We start from the raw sequence: 25,344 nt of genomic DNA, 5'->3' as shown, positions 1-25,344 counted from the left end.
CATGAAATCCTTGCTCGCCCTGTTCAAAGACTATTGGAGGGTTTTGCGTCGGCCCAGTGTTCATTACAGCCTGGGCTTTCTGACGCTCGGCGGATTTATCGCCGGGGTGATTTTCTGGGGGGGGTTCAACACCGCGCTGGAAGCGACCAACACCGAGAAATTCTGCATTTCCTGTCATGAAATGCGCGATAACGTTTTTGTCGAGTTGCAGGACACCATTCACTACACCAATCGCTCTGGCGTACGCGCAACCTGCCCGGACTGTCACGTCCCCCATGAGTGGACGCACAAGATTGCCCGCAAGATGCAGGCGTCCAAAGAAGTGTGGGGGAAAGTGTTCGGAACGATCGATACCCGGGACAAGTTTCTCGATATGCGGCGTGAACTGGCCGAGCACGAGTGGGGGCGACTCAAGGCAAACGACTCCCGAGAGTGCCGCAATTGCCATAACTTCGAATTCATGGACTTCACCCGTCAAGGCAAGCGCGCCGCCAATATGCACTCCACGTCGCTGGCTAGCGGCCAGGCGACCTGTATCGACTGTCATAAGGGCATCGCCCATAAGTTACCCGACATGAGCGGGGTCAAAGGCTGGTAGTCGAATCAGCCCAGGCTTTCACTCCGTTGCCGCCTGGCGGCATATCCGCGCCGGTTTTTCGACTTTGACCCAATCCCCCATTCCCCTCTGAATCCCCTCAAGTCCTTTGTTTGCCGGGCCCGGCGCCGCCAGAAAAAAGTTGGTCTGCAAATTGCTTATCGCTCATCAGTACAGCGGTGGGCGGCAAACGTCCGGCATGCAGAGGAAAGAGTGTGGACAAGTACCTTTATGTGGCAATGACCGGCGCCAGCCAGAATGCACTGGCGCAGAAGGCTCATGCCAACAACCTGGCAAACATCTCCACCAACGGTTTTCAGAAGGACCTGGAACAGGCCCGTTCGATGCCGGTGTTTGGTGACAGCTTTCCGGCGCGTGCGTTTGCGATGACCGAACGCCCGGCCACCGACTTCTCCCCTGGTTCGCTGGTTGAAACCGGTCGTGACCTCGATGTCGCGGTGCAAGGCAACGGCTGGATTGCCGTGCAGACGCCCGATGGCGCTGAAAGCTATGTGCGCACCGGCAGCCTGAACGTGGACGCCCTCGGCGTACTGCGCGCCGGCAACGGCATGCCGGTGATGGGCAATGGCGGTCCGATCGCCGTGCCGCCCGAGCAGCAAATCGAAGTCGGCGAAGACGGCACCATCAGCATCCGTGCGATGGGCGAAGGCCCGCGTGTGATGGCTGAAGTCGACCGCATCAAACTGGTCAACCCTGACCTGAAGAACATGACCAAAGGCCTGGATGGTTCGATCCACACCAAGGACGGCAAGCCGGCGCAAGCCGACGCCGGCGTCAAACTGGTGTCCGGGTTCCTTGAGTCGAGCAACGTCAACGCCGTGGAAGAGATGACTTCGGTGTTGGCTTTGTCGAAGCAGTTCGAGCTGCACATCAAGATGATGAACACCGCCAAAGACGATGACCAGGCCATGGCTCGGGTCTTGCAGATCAGCTAATTATCAGAACGTCGCGCCGTAAAACAGGCGCACGAGGAGAATCGAATGCTTCCGGCTCTATGGGTTGCCAAAACAGGTCTGTCCGCCCAGGACACCAACCTGACCACTATTTCCAACAACCTGGCCAACGTGTCGACCACGGGTTTCAAACGTGACCGCGCCGAGTTCCAGGACTTGCTCTATCAGATCAAGCGCCAGCCAGGCGCCCAGTCGACCCAGGACAGCGAACTGCCGTCGGGTCTGCAAGTGGGTACCGGTGTGCGCATCGTCGGCACCCAGAAAAACTTCACCGCCGGCAGCCTGCAAACCACCGAACAGCCGCTTGACCTGGCGGTCGACGGTCGCGGTTTCTTCCAGATCCTGCAGCCGGACGGCACCACGTCCTACACCCGTGACGGTACCTTCCACCTCGATTCCAACGGTCAGATCGTGAATGCCAGCGGCTTCGCCCTGGAGCCGGCCATTGTGATTCCGAACGACGCGCAGACCTTCACGGTCGGTCGCGACGGCACCGTGTCCATCACCGTTCCGGGTAACCCGGCCAACCAGGTGATCGGCAACCTGCAAACCGCCGACTTCATCAACCCGGCCGGTCTGCAGGCCGTGGGTAACAACCTGTTCCTGGAAACCGCTGCTTCCGGCGCACCGCAAGTCGGTACTCCGGGCCTGAACGGTTTCGGCACCACGCTGCAGAACACCCTGGAAACGTCCAACGTCAGCACCGTTGAAGAGATGGTCAACATGATCACCACTCAGCGCGCCTACGAGATGAACTCCAAGGTGATCTCCACCGCCGACCAGATGCTCTCGTTCGTAACGCAGAATCTGTAATCAAGTCTATGAGGCGACCATGAGGTCGCCTGCAACACCGTGAGGTAGGGTCATGAATCGCTTTGTATCTGTTCTGGCACTGAGTGGGGCTGTTGTGCTCGCAGGCTGCGTTCCAACGACGCCCAAGCCCAATGACCCGTATTACGCGCCGGTGTTGCCGCGCACGCCGTTGCCGGCTGCCGCGAACAATGGCTCGATTTATCAGGCCGGTTTTGAACAGAACCTGTACAGCGACCGCAAGGCGTTCCGGATCGGTGACATCATCACCATTACCCTGAACGAGAAGACCCAGGCGAGCAAAAACGCCAACTCGCAAATCGACAAGAACAGCAAGACAGGCATCGGCCTGACCTCGTTGTTCGGCTCCTCGCCCAACACCAACAACCCGTTTGGCAGTGGCGACCTGAACCTGAGCGCCAGCTATGAAGGCGACCGCGCGACCAAGGGCGACAGCAAGGCCGCGCAGGGCAACACCCTGACCGGCTCGATCACTGTCACCGTGGCTGATGTGCTGCCCAACGGCATCATCGCGGTACGCGGCGAGAAGTGGATGACCCTCAACACCGGCGATGAGCTGGTGCGGATTGCCGGCCTGGTGCGCGCCGATGACATCGCCACCGACAACACCGTGTCGTCGACCCGCGTCGCCGATGCACGCATCACCTACTCGGGCACCGGTTCGTTTGCCGATGCGAGTCAGCCAGGCTGGTTCGACCGTTTCTTCCTCAGCCCGCTGTTCCCTTTCTAGGTGGCCAGTTTGAATCTTAAACACCTCATGGTGGCCGCCCTGATGCTGTCTGCCGCGTTCAACGCGCAGGCCGAGCGGCTGAAGGATATCGCCAGTATTTCTGGCGTGCGTTCCAACCAATTGATCGGCTACGGCCTGGTGGTCGGGCTTAACGGCACCGGTGACCAGACGACGCAGACGCCTTTCACCCTGCAGACCTTCAACAACATGCTTTCGCAGTTCGGCATCAAGGTGCCGCCGGGTTCGGGCAACGTGCAGTTGAAGAACGTCGCAGCGGTCTCGATCAGTGCCGATTTGCCGGCGTTTGCCAAGCCGGGTCAGCAGGTCGATATCACCGTGTCCTCCATCGGTAACTCCAAGAGCCTGCGCGGCGGCACCTTGCTGCTGACTCCGCTCAAAGGTATCGACGGCAACGTCTACGCCGTCGCTCAGGGCAACCTGGTGGTCGGTGGTTTTGATGCTGAAGGTCGTGACGGTTCGAAGATCACCGTCAACGTTCCGTCGGCCGGTCGTATCCCCGGCGGTGCGTCGGTCGAGCGTTCGGTGCCGAGCGGTTTCAACCAGGGCAACAGCCTGACGCTGAACCTCAACCGTTCGGACTTCACCACCGCCAAACGCATCGTCGACAAGATCAACAACATGCTCGGCCCGGGCGTTGCCCAGGCCATTGACGGCGGTTCGATTCGCGTCAGCGCGCCGCTTGATCCGAGCCAGCGTGTCGATTACCTGTCGATCCTGGAAAACCTTGAAGTCGATCCGGGTCAGGCGGTGGCGAAAGTCATCATCAACTCGCGTACCGGCACTATCGTGATCGGCCAGAACGTCAAGGTGTCACCAGCCGCCGTAACCCACGGCAGCCTGACCGTGACCATCACCGAAGACCCGATTGTCAGCCAGCCCGGCCCTCTGTCCAACGGTCAGACGGCCGTCGTGCCGCGCTCGCGGGTTAACGCACAGCAAGAAGCCAAGCCGATGTTCAAGTTCGGCCCGGGCACCACCCTCGACGAAATCGTCCGTGCGGTGAACCAGGTCGGCGCGGCGCCGGGCGACTTGATGGCGATCCTCGAAGCACTGAAACAGGCTGGCGCATTGCAAGCCGACCTGATCGTGATCTGAGGACGGCTGTCATGGATATGCGCAAGAGCGGTCTGGTCAGCAGCAGCGACTCCGGTTCCTATTCGGACTTGAATCGTTTGAACCAGCTCAAGGTGGGCGACAAGAACAGCGACGGCAACATGCGCAAAGTGGCGCAGGAGTTCGAATCGCTGTTCCTCGGTGAGATGCTCAAGTCCATGCGTTCGGCCACCGAAGCGCTGGGCAAGGACAACCCGCTCAACACGCCGGCGGCCAAACAGTACCAGGAAATGTACGATCAGCAGTTGGCCATTTCCATGTCCCGCGAAGGCGGTGGTATTGGTCTGGCGGACGTGCTGATGCGGCAGATGTCGAAGAACAAACCGCTCGCGCCAGGCGAGGCGGCGGCCCTGTCCGCGGCCAAGCAGGAAGCGGCGAAAGCCGCCGTGCCAACGCCGATTGCGGCCGGCACCGTGGCCACTGATGGTCCGCTATCGCGGCTCAATGGCCAGCGTCCGTTGTGGGCTTCGCGTTCGGTGAAAGCGCCGACAGGCGAGGGCACGCATCGCAATGACATGGAGCTGATTAATCAGCGCCGTCTCGCCTTACCGCCGAAACTGGCGGATCGCTTGCTCGCCGGTCTGGTGCCTTCAGCCACCACGACTGCTGCTGCGACGCCGAACAAAACCCTGTTGCCAGAGCGTGCCACGACGACGGCCACGACCGGTGCCGGCCCGCTGTTCAACGGCGATTGGCTGGCCTCGCAAACGGACAATAAGTCCAGCGGGCAGATGCAGATTTACGGACGTGCGATGGCGCAGATTCCTCTCGCGCCGCCGAAGAAAGCCTTCAGCTCCGCCGACGAATTCGTCAACACCATGCTGCCGATGGCCAAGGAAGCCGCCGAGCGCATCGGTGTCGATCCTCGCTACCTGGTGGCTCAGGCCGCACTGGAAACCGGTTGGGGTAAATCGGTCATGCGTGCCCAGGATGGCAGCAGTAGCCACAACCTGTTCGGCATCAAGGCCGGCACCAGTTGGAAGGGCGATTCGGCGCGGGCCATTACCAGCGAATTCCGCAACGGCGAGAGGGTCAAGGAGACGGCTGAGTTCCGTTCCTACGACTCGTACAAAGACAGCTTCCACGACCTCGTGACGTTGCTGCAAACCAATAATCGCTATCAAGATGTTGTGAAGTCGGCCGATAACCCAGAACAGTTTGTACGCGAGTTGCAGAAAGCCGGGTATGCAACCGACCCGGATTACGCAAGCAAGATCTCGCAGATAGCCAAACAGATGACGAGTTACCAAAACTACGCTGCGGCGGGCGCTTCCACCACGCCTCTATAGGCACAAGGCATAAGGTCTGAACCATGAGTTTGCTCAATATCGGGATGTCGGGTCTGGCCGCTGGCCAATCCTCGTTGATGACTACCGGCAATAACATTGCCAACGCCGACACCGCCGGTTATTCACGCCAGCAAACCGTGCAGGGCACCAAAGCCTCGAATCAGTTCGGCAACGTCTACATCGGCACCGGCACGACCCTGGCCGATGTGCGTCGCGTCTACAACAGCTACCTCGATGCGCAATTGCAGACCACCACCTCGCTCAACAGCGACGCGGCCGCCTACGCCGGGCAGATCAGCCCGCTCGACGCCTTGCTGTCGGACAGCGGCACCGGCCTCAACGGCGCGCTGACCAAGTTCTTCGCCTCGGTGCAGAACGTCAACGCCAAGCCGGGTGACGATGCGTCCCGTCAGTTGCTGCTCAGCGATGCCCAGGCCTTGAGCAACCGTTTCAACTCAGTGTCCGCCCAGTTGACCGCGCAGAACGCGAACATCAACGGCAACCTGACGAACATGGCCGATCAGGTCAACAAACTCGCCGCCACCGTGGCGCAGTTGAACCAGAAGATTTCCGAAGTTTCCAAGGCTGGCGGCATGCCGAACGAGCTGCTCGACGCGCGCAACGAAACCGTGCGTCAGCTCTCCACGTTCACCGGCGCACAAGTCATCGAACGCGACGGTAACCTTGATGTGTACCTGGGCAGCGGTCAGCCGCTGGTCATGGGCGGCACCGCCAGCACTCTGCAAGTGGTGCCGAGCCAGGCCGATCCATCGCGCATGGGCATTCAGCTCAATCGTGGTTCGAGCACCGTCGACATTACTTCGGTAATGACCGGTGGCGAGATGGGCGGTCTGCTGCGCTATCGCAGCACCGTGCTGGACCCGGCCATGAACGAACTGGGCCGCGTAGCCCTGGTCGTTGCCGACCAGATGAACAGCCTTCAGGCCCAAGGCATCGACAAGAACGGTGCGTTCGGTTCGAACCTGTTCAACAGCATCAACAGCGCCGCACAGATGGCCGACCGCAGTGTGGCCACCGTTGGCAACAGCGCCGGTTCCGGCAACTTCGATGTCAGCATCGAGGACAGCGGCAAGCTGACCATCAACGATTACAAAGTCACCTTCACCAGCGCCACCAACTACACCGTGCAGCGCCTGCCGGAAGGTACAGCGATGGGCGCTTTCAGCACCCTGACCACGCCGCCTCCGGTGATTGACGGTTTCTCGTTGAAGCTCAGCGGTGGGGGGGCTGCGGCCGGTGACACGTTCAAGATCACGCCGACCCGCAACGCGGCGACGAACATCAAGACCGAGATGACCGACTCCAAGCGTCTGGCCATTGCGGCACCGTTGAGCGCGGCGATTGCGCCGGGCGGCAGCGGCACCCTGACCATCTCGTCCAGCGGTCAGCCAACCCTGACCACGAAGTTCGATATCTACGACACGGCCACGACCACCCTTATCCAGAACGGCATGAACACCTCCATGCCGGTCAAAGTGGTGTTCGGTGCCGCAGCGGCCGACGGTTCCAGCCAGCCTTACCAGTTGCTCGATGCCAAAGGCGTGCAGATCAGCACTGGCACCATCAAGCCGAACCAGAACAACACCCTGAACCTGACCGTGCCTCTCAAGGACGGCACGGGTGCGCCGATCATGGACCCGGGCCCGCCCGCCGTGCAGCGTACCGTCAGCTTCGACATGACCGTGGCCGGTTCGCCAGGCACAGGCACTGCGATTGATATCAACATCGCGCAGCCAGGCACCCTGGACAACCGTAACGGCACTGCACTGGCCGGCTTGCAGACCAAGCAGGTAGTGGACACCGGTACCGCCAGCAAGGGTATTTCCCTGACCGACGCCTACGGCAAACTGGTCGAGGGTGTTGGCGCCAAGGCGGCGCAGGGCAAGCTCGACAGCGCGGCGACCGGCGCCATTCTGGACAACGCCAAGAATGCCCGCGACTCGCTGTCCGGTGTCGACCTCGATGAGGAAACCGGCAACCTGGTCAAATACCAGCAGTACTACACCGCCTCTTCGCAGATCATCAAGGCTGCGCAAGAAATCTTCAGCACACTGATCAACAGTCTTTAAGGAGTCGTAGCCCATGCGCATTTCTACCGCCCAGTTTTACGAGTCCTCTGCTGCCAACTATCAGAAGAACTTCTCCAACGTGGTCAAGAGCAGCGAAGAGGCGAGCAGCCTGGTTCGCGTCAACACCGCGGCCGATGATCCGGTCGGTGCCTCGCGCCTGCTGCAATTGGGTCAACAGGCTTCGATGCTTGATCAGTACAAAGCCAACACCAACACCCTCAAGGCGACCCTGGGCCAGACCGAGTCGGTCATGACCAGCATCACCAACGTGCTGCAGCGCGCCCAGGAACTGGCCATCGGTGCCGGCAACGCCGGTTACACCGACGCCGACCGTCAAGCCAACGCTTCGGAGCTGGGCGAGATCGAAGGTCAGTTGCTGAGCCTGATGAACAGCAAGGACGAGAACGGCAAGTACATCTTCGCCGGTTCCAAGGGCGACACCGTTCCGTTCACGCAAAACGCCGACGGCACCTACAGCTACAACGGTGATCAGGTAACGCTTGACCTGGCGGTCGGCGACACCATGTCGATGGCCACCAACAGCACCGGTTGGGAAGTGTTCCAGCAGGCGATCAACACCAGCCGCAGCCAGGTCACCATGACCGCACCGGCGGTGGATGACGGTCGTGTGGTCCTGTCCAACGGTCAGGTGTCGTCGGGCGTCACCTACAACAACAAGTTCCGCGCAGGCGAGCCGTACACCGTCGATTTCGTCAGCGGCACCCAGTTGAAAATCACCGATTCGGGCGGCAACGATGTGACCGCTGAAGCAAGTCAGGGCGGTGCGTTCGACCCGACCACGAAAACCGGCCAGACCGTGTCGTTCCGTGGTGTCGACCTGAACCTGAACATCAACCTGGCGGCCGGTGATACCGCTGCCGCCGTGCTGCCGGGCCACACCTTTACCCTGGCGGCCAAGCCTGACACCTTCACCGCGACGCGCAGCCCGGGTAACCCGACCGCGACTCAGGTCACTGCCAGCAACATCACCAACCCGGCGAATTACCACGCCAGTTTCCCGACCGGTTCGGCGGTGATGAAATTCACCAGCGCCACCGCGTTCGACCTGTATGCCGCACCGTTGACGCCTAACAGCCAGCCGGTTTCTTCCGGCACTGTGGTTGCCGGCGTCGCCACGGCCTCGGGCGTGAGCTTCACCCTGGCCGGTACGCCGGGCGCGGGTGATCAGTTCAGCGTGGCGGTCAACACCCACGAAACCCAGAACATTCTGGACACCGTGAACCAGCTGAAAACCGCACTGAACACACCAATCAGTGGCAACCCGATCGCGATCCAGAAGTTTCAGGCCGCACTGGCTTCGGGCATCGGCAACCTGGCGAGCGGCGCCGATCAGTTGTCGACCTCTCTGAGTTCGGTGGGTGGTCGCGGTTCCGCCCTGGACACCCAGAGCGAGACCAACCAGAGCCTGGTCCTGGCCAACACCCAGACCCAGTCGGCAATCCGCGATTCCGATCCGGCCGAAGTCATGACCCGCCTGACCTTGCAGCAAACCATGTTGCAAGCGTCGCAACTGGCCTTCAGCAAGATTGCTCAGCTGGGCTTGTTCAACAAGATCTGAGTCTGTGTCTGTCGAGCTACCAACCGTCTTTTCCTAAGCGGTTCCGCAGCCTCTGCCTGAAAGGGCAGAGGCTCGCCGCTCGAGAGTTCTGTCGTGAATCAACGCCCTCTAGTCAGCATCGTCATCCCCGCCTTCAACCCGCGCTTCTTCAGTCAGGCGCTGGAAAGCTCGCTCGCTCAAAGCTATGAGAACGTTGAAATCGTCGTCTGTGACGATTCGTCTTCTGACGAGATCCACAAAATCGTCAAATCGTTTGCCGACCCTGCTCACCCTGTTCGTTACCTGCGTAACCCCAAGCGTCTGGGCCTGTCAAAAAACGTGCTGCGTTGCGTCAACGAAGCACGCGGCGAGTTCATCAAAGTGCTGTGCGATGATGACCGGCTGTTCACGCCGAGCATCGCGATGCAAGCCCAGGCGCTGATCGACTATCCCGAGGCCACCCTGGTGTGCGGCCTGCGCATGATGAGCGACGCGAACAATTTCATCTTGCCGCCCCGCATCGATAACTGCCGTTTTTCGCCCCTTGATGCATTGCTCAAGGGCGATGACATGTTGGCGATTTTCGAGAACACGCCGAAGAACTTCATCGGCAATTTCAGCTCGACCCTGATGCGCCGTGCCGATGTGCTGGAACTGTTGCCGGCGCTGACCCAGGACGGTACGGGTTTTGTCGCGATGCTCGATTTCGCCTTGTTCGTGTGCCTGCTGCGCCGCGGCAACATGGCGGTGTTGAACACCGTGCTGAGCACCGAGCGTCTGTACCCGGAACGCCTGAGCAAGACCACGGAAATGACCCGGGCCGCCGTGCAGGAATGGGAATGGCTGATGCAAATGCTGACCTCGCGCGGTGGCGAATCGGCCCCGGCGTCGGGCTGGGTGCGCTGCGTCGAATTGAGAAAGGCCCTTGAAGAGCCGCGCCAGTGGGAAGAGTTGTGTGTGGTGCGCGTGCTCGGCAGTCGCAACACCGTGGTCAACGGTCGCGTGGGCGGAAACAGCGACAGCTACGCCGAGTTCTATCGCGAGTGGCTGGCGAGCCGCCAATTCACTCCGGCGGAAACACGGCACATGCCGGGTACGATCAGCCGCTGGGCCATGCGTCCGAACCTGGTGCCGATCATCATCGACACCGAGTCTGACAGCGTCGCCCTGAACGCCACGCTGGCCAGCCTCGCCACGCAACTGTACGCCCCGCAAGCGGTGGTGGTGCTGTCGAACGCGGACTTCGATGGCGCCGATAACGTGCTGCAATTGCCGCTTGAGGACAACTGGGCGCACCAGCTCAATGGCGTGATACCGCAACTGGAAGGTGCGCATTGGTTCTACCTGCTGCGTGCCGGCGACACCTTGCGCGTGTCGTCGTTGCTGGTGATGGCCGAGCGCATTGCCGGTACGCCGGGCATGCTCTGCGCCTACAGCGATGAAGGCGCGTTGGTGGAAGGTGAGTCCGCCGAGCCAGTGTTCAAGCCAGGCTTCAACCTCGACCTCATGCGTTCCTACCCCTACGTTGGCCGGACTCTCGCATTCGAGCGTCAGCGCTTTTTGGCGGTGGGCGGTTTCGATTCGGCTCACGGCGAATTGGCCCCGCATGATTTGCTCTGGCGTCTGGTGGAAGAGGCCGGGTTGCACACCATCGAACACATTGCAGAGATTCAGGTGGAGTCGACGCAGACCTACGCCGATTGGCTGTCGTTGCCTGAGGTGATCGAGGGCAGCGAAGCCGTCGTCAGCGCGCACCTCGACCGCATCGGTCTTGAACACCGGATTCGCGATGGCGAGTTGCCGCTGCTCAAGCGCATCGATTACCTGCACGCGCACCGGCCGGTGGTCTCGATCATCATAGGCGCGGGCTCTTCGCTGGGCGCTTTGCAGCGTTGCACCGAAAGCCTGATCGAGCAGACCTCGTACACCGAGTACGAAATCCTGATTGTCGATGAAGGACGCGGTGATGCGGCGATGGCCGAGTGGCTGGGCGCGATGTCTCAACTGGGCGCCGCGATGCTGCGCGTCCTGCGTTTTGACGGGTGCACCGGCGAGGCGGCGTTGGTCAACTTCGCTGCCAGCCATGCGCGGGGGGAGTACCTGCTGACGCTCAACCCGCGCAGCGTGATTTACGCGGGTGACTGGCTCGCCGAAATGCTCAATCATGCTCAGCGTCCGGAAGTCGGCGTGGTTGGCGCACGGCAGATGAACGCCAACGGCGCGATTGTTTCCGCCGGTTTGATCCTGGGCATGGCCGGGCCTGCGACTTCGCCGTTTATCGGCGAGCACGTCAGTTCGCGTGGCTACATGCAGCGTCTGCAAGTGGCGCAGAACTGGAGTGCGGTCAGCAGTGATTGCCTGATGGTGCGCAAAGAGGTGTTCGACAGCCTCGGTCAGCTGGATGAGGCTGAATTCAACCTCGGGCTCGGGGGTGTTGACCTGTGCCTTAAGGCGGATAAAAACGGTTACCTGATCGTCTGGACCCCGTTCGCGACCGTGATGATCGGTGACGACAGCGCGCCAGCCCTGACGCAGGTCGATGTGCAGGCGCAGCAGGCCGAGCAGGAAAGTTTCTACCTGAAGTGGCTGCCGAAGATTTCCCGTGATCCGGCGTACAACCCGGCCCTGACACTCGGCGTCGCGAGCTTCAGCCTGGAGCCTTCGCTGCGCCACAACTGGAATCCGTTCTGCCATCGCGACCTGCCGCTGATTCTCGGCTTGCCGGTCAACGAGTCGGCGATCGGGCATTACCGCGTGACCGCGCCGCTGGCGGAGCTTGAGGCGGCCGGGCGGGTCATTTCACGGGTGGCTTACGAGTCGCCTTCGACGGTGGAAATCGAGCGCCTGTCGCCGGATACCATTATTTTGCAGGGGCGCTACAGCGAAGGTTCGGCGGCCGACATTCTGCGCATGAAGAAGTACTCCAATGCGCTGCGGATTTTCGAGCTGGATGACTACATTGTCAGCACGCCGAAAAAGAACAGCCACGCCCGCAACAAGCCGGCCAACACTGAGCAGATGTTGCGTGAGGGTATTGGTCTGTGTGATCGCGTGGTGGTGACTACCCAGGCACTGGCTGATGTGTTGTCGAGCATGCACAGCGAGATTCGTGTGGTGCCGAACATGTTGCCTCCCGAGCCATGGGCGACGTTGACCAGTCAGCGCCGTACCTCGAAAAAGCCACGGGTTGGTTGGGGTGGTGGCACCAGTCACACCGGCGACCTGGAGATCATTGCCGATGTGGTTCGGGAGTTGGCCAATGAGGTGGAGTGGGTGTTCTTCGGCATGTGTCCGGATGCGTTGCGTCCGTACATTCATGAGTTCCATGGCACGATCGATCTGCAGAGTTATCCGTACAAGCTGGCGAGCCTGAACCTTGATTTGGCGTTGGCGCCGTTGGAGTTTCATATCTTCAACGACTGCAAGAGCAACTTGCGGTTGCTGGAGTATGGGGCTTGTGGGTATCCGGTGATTTGCACGGATACCCGTGCGTATGACGGGTTTTTGCCTTGCACCAAGATTCTGAGCAATAGCACGGAGGAGTGGTTGCAGGCGATTCGCATGCACCTGGCGGATCCGGATGCGAGTTATCGCATGGGGGATCAGTTGCGTGAGGCGGTGCATCGGGATTTCATGTTGCGCGGGGATAATCTTCAGCACTGGTTGTGGGGTTGGTTGCCGGACTGATTCGGTGTACATATCCGTTTTTCGGTAACGGCTTCTATTGGTTTCGCTCTTACAGCGAGTCACTTTGGAAAATCCGGAATGCCGGCCCAGACCAAAGTAACCAAAGCGCGTTTGCCCCTTTCGTTCGGTGCCTCGCTGTGGCTCGGCATGCCCTCGCTCCGGTCCTGCTCCGTGGGCCCGCCGCCACCGGCCATCCATGGCCGGGGGCGGCTAACCCGGCATCCTTGCCGGGTTGCCCACTGCGCAGAACCTCCACTCGGCCTCTCGAGGGGGCGGTGCATCAAGATCAAAAGCTGAAGGCGAGCTAACGCTCGGCCTGATGAGTGGTGAGAAGCAAGGGCGGTATACCGATCTATTGTCGGAGCCTGGCTTGCCAGCGATGGCGTCCTGTCAGCCAACCAATCTCTCTGGGATGCACCCAGTCCAACTGTGGGAGCGGGCTTGCTCGCGAAGCTGTTGATCTTGCCGTTGTCGTTGTCGTTGCCGTTGCTTCGGCTTTTGACGTTGATCTTGATCTTGATCTGTTGCCCCTTTCCCAGAGGCCGAACGCAGGCGTTGCGTAGGGGGCACCGCGGCAAGGATGCCGCGGTAGCCGCCCCCGGCCATGGATGGCCGATGGCGGCGGGCCCCCGGAGCAATGCCGGAGTGAGGGCATGCCGAGCCACAGCGAGGCACCGAATGGAGGGGCAAAGCCTTTTGCTTACTTTTCGGCGTCTGGAAAAGTGAGTCGCTGTAAGAGCGAAACCGCCAGCAGCCGTTATCGCAGAAATGGATATGCACGCAAATCCCTAACCACAGAACCCAAAACCCATCAGTCGCCCACCCCAAGCAATTGGCTCACTTCCTGCAAGTCCCCCACATATCGCCATAAATCCTTCACCTCAACAGGCGTGAAGGCCCCAGTGGCTGCGGGTTAATGATGTGCATCTGACGGTTCGCCAACCCTAGCGGGGCTGGCCAAACCGCGCGAAGAGCAAGAGGACAGCGATGAAGGCAGTAATTCTGGCGGGTGGTCTCGGTACGCGGATCAGCGAAGAGTCGCACCTCAAGCCCAAGCCAATGATCGAAATCGGCGGCAAGCCAATTCTTTGGCACATCATGAAACAGTACTCCGCCCACGGCATTCACGACTTCGTGATCTGCCTTGGCTACAAGGGCTACGCGATCAAGGATTTCTTCGCCAACTACTTCCTGCACACCTCCGACGTCACGTTCGACATGTCCAACAACCGCATGGACGTTCACCAGAACTACAGCGAACCGTGGCGCGTGACCCTGATCGACACCGGCGAAGACACCATGACCGGTGGCCGCCTGCGTCGCGCCGCCCGTTACCTGGAAGGCGAACAAGCGTTCTGCTTCACCTACGGCGACGGCGTCTCGGACCTGAACATTGGCGCGTTGGTGGACTTCCACCTGAGCCACGGCAAACTCGCGACCGTGACCGCCGTGCAGCCACCGGGACGTTACGGCGCCCTGGAGCGCGACGGTGACAGCGTCAAAGGTTTCATTGAAAAACCACGCGGTGACGGCGGCTGGATCAATGGCGGCTTCTTCGTACTGTCGCCCAAGGTCTTGCCCTACATTGCTGACGACCAGACCTCCTGGGAAGCCGAGCCATTGGCCGCGCTGGCCAACGAGCAACAGTTGCAAGCGTTCCAGCACGACGGCTTCTGGCACCCGATGGACACCCTGCGCGACAAAAACCACCTTGAGCAGCTGTGGCTGAGCGGGGAGGCCCCATGGAAGCAATGGGACTGAGTCAGGAGTTCTGGCGCGGCAAGCGGGTTCTGCTGACCGGCCATACCGGCTTCAAGGGCAGTTGGTTGACGTTGTGGCTGCAAAGCCTCGGTGCCAAGGTCAGCGGTTTTTCGCTGGACCCGTCCACCGAACCGAGCCTGTTTGAACTGGCGCGCGTGCACGAAGGCATCAACGATCAGCGCGGCGATTTGCGTGACCTCGGCGCATTGCTGGAGCTGATCGCCGAGATCCAGCCGGAAATCGTCTTGCACCTGGCGGCCCAGCCGTTGGTGCGTGAAGGTTATCGCGACCCGTTGGGGACTTATTCCAGCAACGTCATGGGCACCCTCAATCTGCTCGAAGCCATCCGCCAGGTCGGCGGCGTGCGCGCCTGCGTGCTGGTGACCACCGACAAGGTTTACGCCAATCAGGAATGGCTGTGGCCGTACCGCGAAAACGAAGCCCTCGGTGGCCACGACCCGTACAGCAGCAGCAAAGCCTGCTGCGAGTTGCTGGCGCAGTCTTACGCGGCGTCGTTCTTCCCGGCTGAAAAGTACGCCGAGCACGGTCTGGCCCTGGCCACCGCCCGTGCCGGCAACGTACTGGGTGGCGGTGATTTTGCACCTGAGCGGTTGATTCCCGATGTGCTCAAGGCCTGGTCCGCCGACGAACCGGTGACCCTGCGTTACCCGCAAGCCGTGCGCCCGTGGCAGCACGCGCTGGAACCGCTGGCCGGTTACCTGCAACTGGCGGCCGGCCTGTATGAACAAGGCCCCGAGTTTGCCGGTGCGTGGAACTTCGGCCCGAGTGAAGCGGACATGTGCAGCGTCGGCGAAGTCGTCGAATTGCTCGCCAACCGCTGGCCACAAGCCCGTGGCCTGCGCATCGAACCGAGTGAGTTGCATGAAGCCGGCCTGTTGCGCCTGGACAGCAGCCGCGCCCGTCAACTGTTGGCGTGGCAGCCGCGCTGGTCGTTGCAACAGTGCCTGACCCAGACGCTGGATTGGCACCTGGCCTGGCAAAACGGCGACGACATGCGCGCCATCACTTTGGGCCAGTTGAACCTGTACCGAGGCGCGTTGTGAGCGAGTTTTCGATAACGCCATTGCCGCTGGCCGGTCTGTTCAGCGTGCAGCACAAACGCTTCGAGGATGAGCGCGGACACTTCGCCCGTCTGTTCTGTGAAGGCAGCCTGAGCGCCTTCGGCGAGCCGTTTCATATCCGTCAGATCAACCATTCCTGCACCCGTGAGCGGGGCAGTGTGCGTGGCCTGCATTATCAAAACGCGAGCGCGCCGGAAGCCAAATTGATCACCTGCCTGCGCGGCGAAGTCTGGGACGTAGCGGTGGATTTGCGCCCCGATTCCGCGACCTTCCTGCACTGGCACGCCGAGTACCTGCGCGCCGGTGACGGTCGCAGCCTGCTGATCCCGGCCGGCTTCGCCCACGGTTTCCAGGCCCTGAGCGACGATGCCGAATTGCTCTACCTGCACAGCGCGGATTACACGCCAGTGCATGAGGGTGGTTTGAGCGTGAACGATCCACGGCTGGCGATTGCCTGGCCGTTGCCTGTCAATAATCTGTCGGCGCGGGATTCCAGCCATCCCTTGCTTGATGACCACTTCGCTGGAGTGCGTGTATGAATTGCCGTGGTTGCGGGACTTCCCTGGCCTTGCCGCTGATCGACCTCGGCACCTCGCCGCCGTCCAACGCTTATGTGCGCGCCGATCAGCTGGAGCAAACCGAGCAATGGGTGCCGCTCAAGGTGGCGGTGTGTCAGCAATGCTGGCTGGTGCAGACCGAGGATTACACCAGCGCCGACAGCCTGTTCGACGCCGAGTATGCGTATTTCAGTTCGTTCTCCAGCACCTGGCTGGCCCATGCCGAGCGTTACGTCGCCGAGATGACCGAGCGCTTCGGCCTGACCGCTGACAGCCGCGTGGTGGAAATCGCTGCCAACGACGGTTACCTGTTGCAGTACGTCGCCGGACGCGGCATTCCGTGCCTGGGCGTCGAGCCGACCCGCAGCACCGCACAAGCGGCGCGGGACAAAGGCCTGGAGATTCGTGAACTGTTTTTCGGTCGCGATACCGCCGCGCAATTGGTCAGCGAAGGCTGGTCCGCCGACCTGATGGCTGCCAACAACGTGTTGGCCCACGTTCCGGACATCAATGATTTCCTCGGTGGTTTTGCGACCCTGCTCAAGCCGACCGGGGTGGCGACGTTCGAGTTTCCGCAACTGCTGACGTTGATGGCCGGCCAGCAGTTCGACACGCTGTATCACGAGCATTATTCCTACCTGTCGCTGACCGCCGTGCAGACCTTGTGCGAGCGCAATGGACTAGAAGTGTTCGACGTCAGTCAGCTGTCGACCCATGGCGGTTCGCTGCGGGTTTTCGTCCAGCGTGCCGATGGTGTACGTCGTCCGGTACAACCAGCCGTTCAACAGCAGTTGCAGGCCGAACTCGCCGCCGGGGTAAAAACCACCAAGTACTACGCGACCCTCGCACCCGCTGCCGAACGGATCAAACACGAACTGCTGCGCTTCCTGCTGCAGGCCAAGGCCGACGGCAAGCGTGTGGTCGGTTACGGCGCGGCGGCCAAGGGCAACACCTTGCTCAACTACGCCGGAGTCAAACCGGATTTGCTGGCGTGGGTGGCCGATGCCAACCCGCACAAGCAGGGCAAGTATTTGCCGGGCAGTCGCATTCCGATTGTCTCGCCGGCACAGATCGACCTCGAGAAACCCGATTACGTCCTGGTGCTGCCGTGGAACCTGCTGACCGAAGTCAGTCAGCAACTGGCGCAGGTGCGTCAGTGGGATGGCCGTTTCGTGATCGCCGTGCCTGAGTTGACCGTGCTGTGAAAGTGCTCGTGACCGGCGCCACCGGGTTTGTCGGCCGTCATCTGGTCGACGCCTTGCTCGCCCGTGGCTGCGAAGTCCGCGCCGTGGCGCGCAATGCCGAGACTGCCGCGACCATGCCGTGGATCAATGCCGTGGAATTCGTTGCGACGGATATTCACGCCGAGGATCTGAACATCGCCGCATTGACCGATGGCGTCGACGCGCTGGTGCATCTGGCCTGGCCAGGGTTGCCGAACTATCGGGCGCTGTTCCACTTCGAACACAACTTGATGGCCGACTACCGGTTCATCAAGGGCGCGGTCGAGGCGGGCGTCTCCCAAGTCTTGGTCACTGGCACCTGTTTCGAATACGGCATGCAAAGCGGTCCGCTCAGCGAGCACACCGCGCCGCAGCCGAGCAATCCGTACGGGTTGGCAAAAAATACACTGCGCCTGTTTCTGCAAAACCTGCAGCAGGTTCAACCGTTCACCCTGCAATGGGCGCGGTTGTTTTACCTGCATGGCGAAGGGCAAAACCCGAACAGTTTGCTCGCCGCGCTTGACCGCGCCATCGACGCTGGCGATGACAGCTTCAACATGTCGGCCGGTGAGCAATTGCGTGACTACCTGGCGATTGAAACCGCGGCCGGTTACCTCGCCGCCATCGTGCAACAGCGTGAATTCGATGGCGTGATCAATTGCGCCAGCGGCCAGCCGGTTTCGGTGCGGGCGCTGGTCGAACAGCGGCTGCGTGAGCGCGGCGCGTCGATCCATTTGAACCTCGGTCACTACCCATACCCGACCCACGAACCGATGGCGTTCTGGGGCGTGGCGGACCGTTTGCAACAGCTACTGGGAGCAGAGCATGAGGCATGAGTTGTATCGGGTCGCCGACCTGCCGGTGTTGCAAAACCGCACCTTTGCCGACCCCGCGTCGGCCAAGGCTTCGGCGTGTGCCGACATGGTCCTGGTACAGGATGAAAAGAGCGGGTTGATCTTCAACCAGGCCTTCGATGCCGACAAGCTCAGCTACGACGCCGACTACCAGAACGAGCAGGCGCATTCGGGCCAGTTCCAGAAGCACCTGGGCGATGTCGAAGGCATCATTGCCCGCCACTTCAAGGGCCGGGAACTGATCGAAGTCGGCTGCGGCAAGGGCTACTTCCTCGAACTGCTCAAAGGGCTGGGTTACGCCATCACCGGCATCGACCCGGCCTACGAAGGCGACAATGCCGACGTGATCAAAGCACCGTTCACCCGTGGCCTAGGCCTGGCGGCGGATGCCATCGTGCTGCGCCATGTGCTGGAACACATTCAGGACCCGGTGAGTTTTCTTGCCGAGATCGCCGACGCCAATCAGGGCGGGCAGATCTACATCGAAGTGCCGTGCTTCGACTGGATCCTCGAGCACAAAGCCTGGTTCGACCTGTTCTACGAGCACGTCAATTACTTCCGCCTCGATGACCTGCGCCGGATGTTCGGCACCGTGCACGAGGCCGGGCACCTGTTCGGCGGCCAGTACCTGTACATCGTTGCCGACCTGGCGACCTTGCGCCTGACCCCGGAACAACCGGTGCCACGCCTGGCGCTGCCTGACGGTTTCACCGCAAGCCTTGCGCGTGCGGTACAGATTATCCAGGACGCACCCGAGCACGGTTCGGCGATCTGGGGCGCATCGTCCAAAGGCGTGATCTATTCGCTGTTCCTGCAAAGGGCCGGTGTGGCAGTGGATCGCGTGGTCGACATCAACCCGGCGAAGCAGGGCCGTTATCTGCCCCTGAGCGGCGTGCGTGTGTCCTCGCCGCAAGAGGCCATGGACGCGCTGCCCGAAGGCGCCCACCTGTTTGTAATGAATTCCAACTACCTCGAAGAAATCAAGCGGATGACCGATGGACGCTACGTCTATCACGCCGTCGACAGCGCTTCGTTCCAGTGACTATTGAGATTAGAAAAATGACTGACAACACCATCAATAAAGCCTTCGAAGCCGAGTGCGCAGAACAAATCGCCGCTCAGGGCGACGACCAGAAACTCACCGGTCTGGCCCAGGATTTCTTCAACCAGTCGGCCAAGCACAAGTACAGCTACCACTTCTCGTGGATGGGCCGTCCGATCATCCAGCTGCCGCAAGACATGATGGCGATGCAGGAAATCATCTGGCAGGTCAAACCCGACCTGGTGATTGAATGCGGCATCGCCCACGGCGGTTCGATCATCTACTACGCCTCGTTGCTGGAGCTGCAAGGCCACGGCGAAGTGCTGGGCATCGACCTCGACATTCGCCCGCACAACCGCGAAGCCATCGAAAGCCACCCGATGAGCAAGCGCATCAAAATGATCGAAGGCTCGAGCATCGACGAGGCGATCGCCGCACAAGTCCGCGCTGCCGCCGAAGGCAAGAAAGTCATCCTCGTACTCGACTCCAACCACACCCACGATCACGTACTGGAAGAGCTGCGTCTGTACGCACCGCTGGTGTCGGTAGACAGCTATTGCGTGGTCATGGACACCGTGGTTGAGGACATGCCGGCCGATTTCTTCCCGGATCGTCCATGGGGCCCGGGCGACAACCCGAAGACCGCCGTGTGGAAATACCTGGAAGAAAACGCTGACTTCGAAATCGACCGTCAGTTGCAGAACAAGCTGCTGATCACCGTGGCGCCGGATGGCTATCTGCGTCGCGTTCGTTAATCACTTTTGAATTGAATGTAGGTTCTCGGCTTCTGGCCGGTTGTGGGGATAGAAATATGCGCGTTCAAAACACTGCTCGAAACGATGTGGCACCGCTGAATGAACGGTTGACGGTGGTGGTGATTTCCCACAACCGCAACGCCTACCTGCGGCGCACCTTGCAGTATTACAGCAGCTATCCCTGCACGATTCTGGTCCTGGACTCTTCGCTGAAAAGCGACGAGAACATCGCCCGTGATTACCCGATGGTCGATTACCGGCACCTGCCGCAATTCACCTACACCGGGTTGCAGGACAAACTCGCCTATGGCGTGAATCAGGTGACCACGCCGTACATGGTGCTGGCCGCCGATGACGATTTCCTGCTGCACGATGCGGTCACCGAGTCGCTGGAGTTTCTCGAAGACAACGCCGACTACGGCATGTGCCACGGCTACGGGATCATGTACCTGGCGCGCGCCACGGAAGTGAATTACTTCCGCCGCGACCGCAAGGGCCCGGAGGACTATTGCTCGGAGTCGGCCGAAGAACGCCTGACGCAATTCATGGGGCACTTCCTGCCGCCGTTCTACGCGGTCAGCCGTACCGAGTTGCTGCAGGACTGGCACAACGCGTTGCTGCCGGGCACCAGCTTCGAATGGCAGGAAATCGGCCATGCCTATTACATGCTCGCGCGCGCCAAGGCGCGGATCTTGCCGATCCCGTTCGCCGTGCGGGAAATCCCTTACGGTGCCTCGGAGCACAACACCAACGTGCTGACGGTGTTGACGCTCAAGGACGCAAAAACCGTGGCCGATCGCGAGCGCTTTGCCGAGTTTCTGGCGTCGTTGCCGACCGGCATGTCCCACAAGACACTGGCCGAAGGCAAGCAGGTGGCGCTGGACAGTTTCGCCACCATGGCCGACTGCCTGACCAACATGCGTTCGTTGCAGGGCACGATGATTTTCACCTCGACCTGGCTACAGGCAGGCAACGACCCTTCGCGTCTGTTTGGTCAGATGCAGTTTGTCGAGATGCCGTTCTACAACCAGCCGGTTTTCGATTTGCTGACCGAGTTCGAATTCCTGCTGCACACCATGCCGGCCGGCAAGTTGCAGCTGCAGGAACTGGAAGGCCTCTTGCTCAAGCAACATGAGCTGATGCGCGTGCACCCCAACGACAACGAGCGCACGTTGCGCAGCCGTTTGTGGGAAGCCCTGAGCCTGTATGCGTTCAACCGCACGGTGGTGTCGCGTCTGGTCGAGTCGTTGAAGGATTCCGATGAGCCCGAAGAAGGCCTCAAGCTGCAAGCCTGGGCCGAACGCCTGGCGTCGGTGCCGGCACAGGACGAGCAATCGTTGTTCGAGAACATGCCGTCCGGGCGCTTGCTGAACTGGCTCGATGCCCGCAACCCGGATGCCAAGCAGCTCAAGGTGATTGAGGCGCAGCTGCGTAAACGCAATGGCGGCCCGCAGTTCGGCATCATGCTGTTGGACCTCGACGCCGACATGGTCAAGTTGCAGGCCACCTTCGACAGCCTGGTCGCTGGTAATTGCAAGGCGTTCAAGGTCGTGGTGTTCACCACCGGTGATTTGCCGGCGACCACCACACCGCGTGACACCGTGCATTTCGTCAAAGTCACCGCCACCAATTACGTCGAGCGCATCAACCAGAGCGTCAACCAGTCCACCGCCGACTGGCTGGTACTGGCTGAGGCCGGTGATCAGTTCACCGCCAGCGGTCTGCTGCGCGCCAGCCTCGAACTGATGGGCGCCGAAGGCATTCGTGCTGTGGCGATGGATGAAATCCAGCGTCAGGAAAACGGCTCACTGGCGGATGTGTTCCGTCCGGGCGTCAACCTTGATCTGCTGCAAACCGTGCCGTCGCTGATGGCCCGCCACTGGCTGATCCAGCGTGACGTATTGGTGAACGCGGGAGGCTACTCGGCTGAATACCTGTCGGCGCTGGAGTTCGACCTGTTGCTGCGTCTGATCGAAGACGGGGGCCTGGGTGGCCTGGCGCATCTGGCCGAGCCGCTGCTGATCTGCAACGCGGCGTCCGTCGAGGAAAACCCTCACGAGCGTCAAACCCTGACCCGTCACCTGACCGCCCGCGGCTATCGCGGTCAGGTCAGCTCCGGGCTGCCTCAAACCTGGCAGATCGATTACCAGCATGCCGCGCGGCCAAAGGTCTCGATCATCCTGCACAGTCAGGACAATCTGGAGCACCTGCAACGCGCGGTGGTCAGCGTGCTGCAACGTACCCGTTACCAGCAGCATGAAATCCTGATCGCCGATAACCACAGCCAGTCCGAAGAACTGGCGACCTGGCTGACCAGCCTGGAAGGCAAGGGCGATCGCCTGCGCGTCCTGCGCACCGGTAAACGCTTGAGCGCCTCGGCGCTGCATAACTTTGCGGTCAGTGAAGCCAAGGGCGCCTACGTGGTGTTGATGTCGGCCGAAGCTGAAGTGGTCAATTCCAACTGGCTCGACAGCCTGCTCAATCAGGCCCAGCGTCCGGAAGTCGGGATTGTCGGCGGCAAGCTGATGAACTTCCGTGGAGCGACCACACAAGCAGGTCTGGTACTGGGCTTCAACGGCGTGGTCGGTTCGGTGTTTGTCGATGAGCGCAAAGATGCCAAGGGCTACATGAACGGTCACCAGGTTGAACAGAACTACTCGGCAGTGTCCGGCGCTTGCATGATGGTGCGCAAGGAGCTGTACGAGGCCGTAGGCGGTCTGGACGAAGAGCATTTCGACGAAGCGTTTGCTGACATCGACCTGTGCCTGAAAGCCGCCGACGCCGGTTACCTGATCGTCTGGTGCCCGCAAGCGCAGATGCTGCACCCGGGCCTGTTGCCGGATGCACCGCAAACGGCCGCGGCCCTGCAAGACAAGTGGCGCGCGCGCTTCGCTCAAGACGCGGCGTACAACCAGAACCTGGCCTTGACCGGCAAGGGCTTTACCCTCGGCGCAGCCTCCAGTGTGAACTGGACGCAGTTGCTCGCTTAAGCCTGGCTGACAGGTACAAGGACTCAAGGCATGTTTAACGGTAAATCGATTTTCATCTCCGGCGGCACCGGCTCGTTCGGGCGCAACTTCATTCGTCGGCTGCTGGAGCAATACCAGCCAAAACGCGTCGTCGTGTTCTCGCGCGATGAGCTCAAGCAGTACGAAATGCAGCAGACGTTCAATGCCCCGTGCATGCGTTACTTTTTGGGTGATGTGCGCGACGCCGAGCGTTTGCGCCAGGCCATGCGCGGTATCGATTACGTGGTGCATGCCGCCGCCCTGAAGCAAGTGCCGGCGGCGGAATACAACCCGACTGAATGTATTCGTACCAACGTCAATGGCGCCGAGAACATCATCGCCGCGGCCATCGACAACGGTGTGAAAAAAGTCGTCGCGCTGTCCACCGACAAGGCCGCCAGCCCGATCAACCTGTACGGCGCGACCAAGTTGCTGTCGGACAAACTGTTTGTCGCTGCCAACAACATTGCCGGTGAACAGCAAACGCGCTTTGCCGTGGTCCGCTACGGCAACGTGGCCGGTTCGCGGGGCTCGGTGGTGCCGTTCTTCAGCAAGCTGATCCGTGAAGGCGCCACTGAACTGCCGATCACCGATGAACGCATGACGCGTTTCTGGATCACCCTCGATCACGGCGTGCAATTCGTGCTCGACAGCTTTGCGCGCATGCACGGCGGTGAAGTGTTTGTGCCGAAGATTCCATCGATTCGCATCGTTGATCTGGCGCAGGGCATGGCTGAACACCTGCCGCACAAGAACGTCGGGATTCGCCCGGGCGAAAAACTCCATGAATTGATGGTGCCGCTGGACGACGCGCGGATGACCCTGGAGTTCGCCGATCACTACACGATTCAGCCGTCGATCCGCTTCACCAGTGTCGACGTGGATTTTGCCGTGGACAATCTGGGCGAACAGGGGAATGCCGTGAGCGAGGACTTCGAATACCGCTCCGACACCAACCCGCACTTCCTGTCGGTGGGTCAGATCGCAGACCTGCACGCCGAGTTGTCGGCATGATTCCTTACGGTCGGCAAAGCCTCGATCAGGCAGACATCGATGCGGTGGTTGCCGTGTTGCAGTCTGACTGGCTCACGCAAGGGCCGACCATCGAGCGTTTCGAACAGGCCATGGCCGAACGTTGCCAGGCCGGTTTCGCGGTGGCGGTGTGCAACGCCACGGCGGCGCTGCACATCGCTTGCCTGGCGGCGGGGCTTGGGCCGGGCGATCGTTTGTGGACCACGCCGAACACCTTTTTGGCCTCGGCCAACTGTGGTCGTTATTGCGGTGCCGACGTGGATTTCGTCGACATCGATCCGTTGACCTGGAACCTCGATGCCTATGCCCTGAAAGCAAAGCTGGAAGCAGCCGAAGACAGCGGCACGCTGCCCAAAGTGCTGGTGGCGGTGGCCTTTTCCGGACAAAGCTGTGACATGCGCATGATCGCCGAACTGGCCGAGCGCTATGGCTTCACGGTCATCGAAGACGCATCCCATGCGGTTGGCGCCTCCTACGCCGGTCGCCCGGTGGGCTGTGGCGAATTCGCCGCCATGACGGTGTTCAGTTTCCACCCGGTCAAGATCATCACCAGTGCCGAAGGTGGCATGGTGCTGACCAATCGCCCGCAGCTGGCTGAACGCTTGCAACGTCTGCGCAGCCACGGCATGACCCGCGATCCGCAGCACATGACCGAACCCAGCCACGGTCCATGGTATTACCAGCAAGTGGAGCTGGGCTTCAATTACCGCATCACTGACCTGCAAGCAGCCCTTGGGTTGTCACAGCTGGGTAAACTTGACGGGTTTATCGACCGTCGTCGTGAACTGGTGGCGCGTTATGAGCGGTTGCTGGCGTACTTGCCGGTGACCCTGCCGAGCATTCAGCCCGAGGCCGAATCGGCATGGCACCTGTACGTGGTGCGCCTGCAGACGGAGCGCATCAACCTCAGTCATCGGCAGGTGTTCGAAGGCTTGCGAGCCGCCGGGGTCGGGGTGAACCTGCACTATATTCCGGTGCATTTGCAGCCGTATTATCGTGACCTGGGATTTTCCGAGGGGGACTTCCCGCAAGCGGAGCGTTACTACGCCGAGGCCATCAGCCTGCCGCTGTTTCCTTTACTGAGCGATGAACAACAGGATTACGTGGTCGAGCAGTTGCGACGGCTGGTCCTTGAGGAGTAG

19 protein-coding genes are annotated in these 25,344 nt (G+C 60.9%); all 19 read left to right on the top strand.

The window, feature by feature from the left end; genetic code table 11:
- Position 1 precedes the first annotated feature (1 nt).
- The 19 genes from H8F22_RS05990 to pseC all read left to right on the top strand — a co-directional run bounded on the left by H8F22_RS05990 (position 2) and on the right by pseC (position 25,344).
- Positions 2-598 (top strand): cytochrome c3 family protein, encoded by a 597-nt coding sequence (locus H8F22_RS05990; protein WP_027922323.1) that lies wholly within the window; start codon positions 2-4, stop codon positions 596-598.
- 212 nt (positions 599-810) lie between these two features.
- The gene (locus tag H8F22_RS05985) at positions 811-1,551 is read left to right on the top strand and encodes a flagellar basal body rod protein FlgF (protein ID WP_010457018.1); all 741 of its coding nucleotides are present in this window, start codon (positions 811-813) and stop codon (positions 1,549-1,551) included.
- A gap of 45 nt (positions 1,552-1,596) precedes the next feature.
- On the top strand, positions 1,597-2,382 hold the full coding sequence (flgG, locus tag H8F22_RS05980; RefSeq protein WP_027922324.1) for a flagellar basal-body rod protein FlgG: 786 nt from the start codon (positions 1,597-1,599) through the stop codon (positions 2,380-2,382).
- Between the two features lie 52 nt (positions 2,383-2,434).
- Complete coding sequence (gene flgH / locus H8F22_RS05975) at positions 2,435-3,130, top strand: flagellar basal body L-ring protein FlgH (protein WP_027922325.1); 696 nt, start codon at positions 2,435-2,437, stop codon at positions 3,128-3,130.
- Between the two features lie 27 nt (positions 3,131-3,157).
- Positions 3,158-4,246, top strand: coding sequence for a flagellar basal body P-ring protein FlgI (locus H8F22_RS05970; RefSeq protein ID WP_032833447.1), 1,089 nt, complete (start codon positions 3,158-3,160; stop codon positions 4,244-4,246).
- 11 nt (positions 4,247-4,257) lie between these two features.
- Positions 4,258-5,553, top strand: a complete 1,296-nt coding sequence (flgJ, locus tag H8F22_RS05965; protein ID WP_027922327.1) for a flagellar assembly peptidoglycan hydrolase FlgJ — start codon at positions 4,258-4,260, stop codon at positions 5,551-5,553.
- A gap of 23 nt (positions 5,554-5,576) precedes the next feature.
- Positions 5,577-7,643 (top strand): flagellar hook-associated protein FlgK, encoded by a 2,067-nt coding sequence (gene flgK, locus H8F22_RS05960; protein WP_027922328.1) that lies wholly within the window; start codon positions 5,577-5,579, stop codon positions 7,641-7,643.
- A gap of 13 nt (positions 7,644-7,656) precedes the next feature.
- On the top strand, positions 7,657-9,222 hold the full coding sequence (locus H8F22_RS05955; protein ID WP_027922329.1) for a flagellar hook-associated protein 3: 1,566 nt from the start codon (positions 7,657-7,659) through the stop codon (positions 9,220-9,222).
- A gap of 93 nt (positions 9,223-9,315) precedes the next feature.
- On the top strand, positions 9,316-12,888 hold the full coding sequence (locus H8F22_RS05950; RefSeq protein WP_194939836.1) for a glycosyltransferase: 3,573 nt from the start codon (positions 9,316-9,318) through the stop codon (positions 12,886-12,888).
- Between the two features lie 987 nt (positions 12,889-13,875).
- Positions 13,876-14,649, top strand: a complete 774-nt coding sequence (gene rfbF, locus H8F22_RS05945; RefSeq protein ID WP_027922331.1) for a glucose-1-phosphate cytidylyltransferase — start codon at positions 13,876-13,878, stop codon at positions 14,647-14,649.
- Positions 14,631-15,713, top strand: coding sequence for a CDP-glucose 4,6-dehydratase (gene rfbG / locus H8F22_RS05940; protein WP_194939835.1), 1,083 nt, complete (start codon positions 14,631-14,633; stop codon positions 15,711-15,713). The genes rfbF and rfbG overlap by 19 nt, the downstream gene beginning before the upstream one ends.
- A complete protein-coding gene (locus H8F22_RS05935) occupies positions 15,710-16,270 on the top strand; it encodes a dTDP-4-dehydrorhamnose 3,5-epimerase family protein (RefSeq protein WP_194939834.1) in 561 nt (186 codons plus the stop codon). The genes rfbG and H8F22_RS05935 overlap by 4 nt, the downstream gene beginning before the upstream one ends.
- Entirely contained in the window at positions 16,267-17,493 is a 1,227-nt protein-coding gene (locus tag H8F22_RS05930) for a class I SAM-dependent methyltransferase (protein WP_194939833.1), read from the top strand. Before H8F22_RS05935 ends, H8F22_RS05930 begins: the two co-directional genes overlap by 4 nt.
- Positions 17,490-18,347 carry an NAD-dependent epimerase/dehydratase family protein gene (locus H8F22_RS05925; RefSeq protein ID WP_059181386.1) on the top strand — a complete coding sequence of 286 codons (858 nt, stop codon included), beginning with the start codon at positions 17,490-17,492 and terminating at the stop codon, positions 18,345-18,347. Before H8F22_RS05930 ends, H8F22_RS05925 begins: the two co-directional genes overlap by 4 nt.
- Positions 18,337-19,407 carry a class I SAM-dependent methyltransferase gene (locus tag H8F22_RS05920; protein ID WP_027922336.1) on the top strand — a complete coding sequence of 357 codons (1,071 nt, stop codon included), beginning with the start codon at positions 18,337-18,339 and terminating at the stop codon, positions 19,405-19,407. Before H8F22_RS05925 ends, H8F22_RS05920 begins: the two co-directional genes overlap by 11 nt.
- A gap of 17 nt (positions 19,408-19,424) precedes the next feature.
- Positions 19,425-20,162: a cephalosporin hydroxylase family protein gene (locus tag H8F22_RS05915; RefSeq protein WP_027922337.1), complete on the top strand. Its 738-nt coding sequence runs from the start codon at positions 19,425-19,427 to the stop codon at positions 20,160-20,162.
- Positions 20,163-20,218: 56 nt separating this feature from the next.
- A complete protein-coding gene (locus H8F22_RS05910; RefSeq protein WP_194939832.1) occupies positions 20,219-23,152 on the top strand; it encodes a TIGR00180 family glycosyltransferase in 2,934 nt (977 codons plus the stop codon).
- 30 nt (positions 23,153-23,182) lie between these two features.
- Entirely contained in the window at positions 23,183-24,184 is a 1,002-nt protein-coding gene (pseB, locus tag H8F22_RS05905) for a UDP-N-acetylglucosamine 4,6-dehydratase (inverting) (RefSeq protein WP_027922339.1), read from the top strand.
- The gene (pseC, locus tag H8F22_RS05900; protein WP_027922340.1) at positions 24,181-25,344 is read left to right on the top strand and encodes a UDP-4-amino-4,6-dideoxy-N-acetyl-beta-L-altrosamine transaminase; all 1,164 of its coding nucleotides are present in this window, start codon (positions 24,181-24,183) and stop codon (positions 25,342-25,344) included. Before pseB ends, pseC begins: the two co-directional genes overlap by 4 nt.

The sequence above is a fragment of the Pseudomonas mucoides genome (assembly GCF_015461845.1).
GTDB classification, from domain to species: Bacteria; Pseudomonadota; Gammaproteobacteria; order Pseudomonadales; family Pseudomonadaceae; genus Aquipseudomonas; species Aquipseudomonas mucoides.
The sequence above is the reverse complement of the archived record's forward strand: the minus strand, read 5'-3'. Positions and strand labels throughout refer to the sequence as shown.